Origin of the sequence: Mucilaginibacter sp. 3215 (assembly GCF_050433785.1) — a bacterium.
In the GTDB taxonomy this organism is placed as follows: Bacteria; Bacteroidota; Bacteroidia; order Sphingobacteriales; family Sphingobacteriaceae; genus Mucilaginibacter.
Window position 1 is genome coordinate 1 of sequence record NZ_JBNPWO010000036.1, and the last position, 3,324, is coordinate 3,324.

The 3,324-nt window shown below is 43.5% G+C and carries 1 protein-coding gene and 1 rRNA gene; both read right to left on the reverse strand.

Annotated elements, in window-relative coordinates; genetic code table 11:
* Window positions 1–298: 298 nt before the first annotated feature.
* Entirely contained in the window at window positions 299–2,716 is a 2,418-nt protein-coding gene (locus ABIC84_RS27445) for a TIM-barrel domain-containing protein (protein WP_429265630.1), read from the reverse strand.
* A gap of 535 nt (window positions 2,717–3,251) precedes the next feature.
* Window positions 3,252–3,324 (reverse strand): 5S ribosomal RNA (gene rrf, locus ABIC84_RS27450); the annotation flags it as partial.

Below are 3,324 nucleotides of genomic sequence, written 5' to 3' on the forward strand. Positions count from 1 at the left end.
ATACCTTCAGACTCTTGCTTCGGAACCATACTCAGCAACAGGCAATAAGCACTATAACTCGGTCGGCCACACTGCACGGTTCAGCAAATCTATGTAATTTCACCTTCAGAGGCCACGGATTTAAACACTCAGCATGACACCTCTTCTTTTATTATGTCATGGATAGATAACGCATTAGCCCCTTTAAGTCTCCCAAAAAAAGGGAGACTTAAAAAGCGGCATTTCTTAAAGTCCTTTCCTTTAGAGAGGGTTTGGGTGCGGCTAACTCGATGAATGACTTAATGACCCAATGACAAATCTATAGCGCCACTACCATCGCTTTACCTGCATATTTAACAACCTTGTCAGCCTTGGCAGTTAAAGCTACATCCGAGCCATGAGCGCCTTTAACCATCACAATATTAAACGTGCGGCTTTTCAGCTGGCCCGGAAAATGACCTTTAGTATCGGATATGCTAAGTTTACGTGTTTTATCGTTCCAGCTTAATGTAAACGTAGCTGACTGTCCTTTTTCGTAATTGTAGTTATCGTTTTCATCCTCATAAAACTTAAATGAGGCATTAGCGCCGGGGTAAATCCGAAGCTCGATATTGCTGTTTGGTTTTTCGGTAGCATATTCAACATCCGGGCCCATTGGTATAATTGAGCCTGCTTTTACATATAATGGCAAAATCTCGATAGGTGCCGCGGCGCTGATGGTTTGGCCGCCGTCAAGCAGTTCGCCTGTCCAGAAGTTATACCATTTGCTGGCGGCAGGCAGGTAAACCTGGCGGGCCTTGGCTTTTTTATCCGCATCACTTGAAGTATATAGTTGTTCGGTTACCGGGTTAACCATAAAGGCCGGCCCAAACATATACTGGTCAGGAATGCCGTAAACCTTGCTGTCGCCGCGGTAATCAAATGCCAGCGAACGCATAATGGTATAGTTATCGTTAGTTACACGGCCTGCCAGTGAGTAAATGTATGGCATCAAACGGTAACGGAGTTTATCAAAGTTAAGCAGGATCGATCTTGTATTTTCATCCCAGTTTTTGCTGAAGATAGCGCGCTCACCTTTACCGTGGATGCGGAAAATAGGGCAAAACGTACCGAACTGGAACCAGCGGGTAAATAACTCGCGCTTATCCGGCTGCGACCAATCGGCAGGTTTCCAGTGATAGTGATAACCGCCGATATCTGACGTCCAGTAAGGGATGCCAGAGGTACAGGCATTAATACCTTGTGGTACCTGGTCTTTAAAATCATGAAAAGTACATTCAATATCGCTCGACCATAATGTAGACGCGTTGCGCTGCTCGCCGGCAAAGGACTGCCTTACCAAAAAGAAAGCACGCTTACCCGGAATATCCCTGCGCCAGCCTTCGTATACGCCTTTAGTATGCTGTAATGAATAAGTGTTAAAATAGTCGATGCCTTTGCCAATGGCAAAATTACTTTGACGGCGGGCGTCAAGCAACGCCCCATTATCCGGCTCGCATTGATCAATCCACCAGGCATCCCAGCCGTAACGTTTAATGAGGCTGTCGCGGGCCTGGTCCCAGTAAAGCTCACGGGCTTTAGGGTTGTGGGCATCGTAATAAGTATCAAAAGTATGGGTAACCACGTTATCCCAGGTGATATCAGTTAAACCTCCCATTTTGTTCAGCGCGTCATAGTTAGGAGTGCCTTTGCCAAACACCGGCCAGATAGAGATCATGGCATGGATATTGGCTGCGTGTAAAGCATCAACCAATTTTTGCGGATGCGGGTAACGTTCCGGTTTCATTACATGTGAGCCTATTGGCAATGGGTCCCAGTAGTACCAATCCTGCACAATCACATCAACCGGGATATGGTTATTGCGGTAATTATCCTTTACGGTAAGGATTTCGTCTTCGCTCAGGTACCTGTCTTGCGATTGAAACAAGCCATAAGCCCATTTACCAAACATTGGCGCTTTACCGGTAGCGGTTCGATAAAGATCGATGATATGGTCAAAGCCCGGCCCATAAAAAAAGAAATAATCAACCTGTTTACCGCTTTCGGATACATATTTAAATTTAGTGTTGTCCGCTTCGGCACCATAAAAATTACTGGCCGAATAGTTATCCCACATTAAGCCATAGCCTTTTGTTGATAACAGCACCGGGATAGCACCTGTAAGATATTTAATAGCCAGGTCCTGGTTACGGCCTTTGTAATTGATCGACATAGAATCTAAGGGATGGCAGCCTAAACCAAACAAGGCCTCATCCTTCGGCGATGCAAATTGTGTAGTAACGTTATAAGTGCTGATCCCCGCAATGGTTGCCGGAGTAATGGATTTATTGTCGCTGTCCTCGGCAGTGATCACGTTACCCTTCAAATCGGTATAGGTGATGGCATTGGTGGTCTTATTGATCCTTACTTTCAGCTTTGCCGTAGTAATAATCACCTCGGTTTTCCCATCAGTAACCTGGTACGCTGAATGCTGAACCCATTTATTACTCACAACCAATGATGGCTTGGTCTCAAAAGAATCAAAGATGGTATATTTTATTTCGATGATATCGTCCCTGCGGATAAGCACTTTCATCAAACCTTTGTCGAGCGTAAAAGTAACGCCATCAGCCGCCTTTTTGAAAGATTTAATAACTGCCATAGCCGGCATGGCGGACAAGCCAGCCAAAAGAAAAATGAACCACGCAATCGATTGCCTAACTTTTGCGCCTTTATGAGATACCTGTTTAAACATCATGACTACCACTGATTTGGTTTATACTGAGTGTGAGATTAACACTTAATTTGACACCGTGAATATAGCGTACTTTTTTTTAATTGGAGGAATTTTTTTATGTCGAATTATTAGTTAGCTACTATAAACCCCGGATATTGAATATATCTTAAAAGTGATACAATTTACCACGCATTTTTAAGCAAAATGGTGATACTATATGGTCAGTGTTAAAATGTTTAAAACAGGGTATTCTACTAATGGAGACGTGATTTTGTAAGTTACTGATTATCGATAACAGTTGTTCATTCCGACTGTAAGAAGGTTTTGCAATTTTATAAATATCTGACTATCAATAATATCATTACATGAAATTTAACAAGTGTGCACCATTTAAAAATGGAACAGTGGCTTTTTACCGGGTGGCGTTTGCGGCCAGACTACTATATGAATAATAGAGTGACGGGACAGACAAGGATTCTTCAAAGGCTACCAACGCAAAAAAGCCCTAGTTATTAGCTAAGGCTTTTGCAATTATTACACTATTGAAAGTGATAAAGGGTGGCACCGACCTACTCTCCCACGTTTTACCGCAGTACCATCGGCTCTGGCGGGCTTGACTTCTCTGTTCG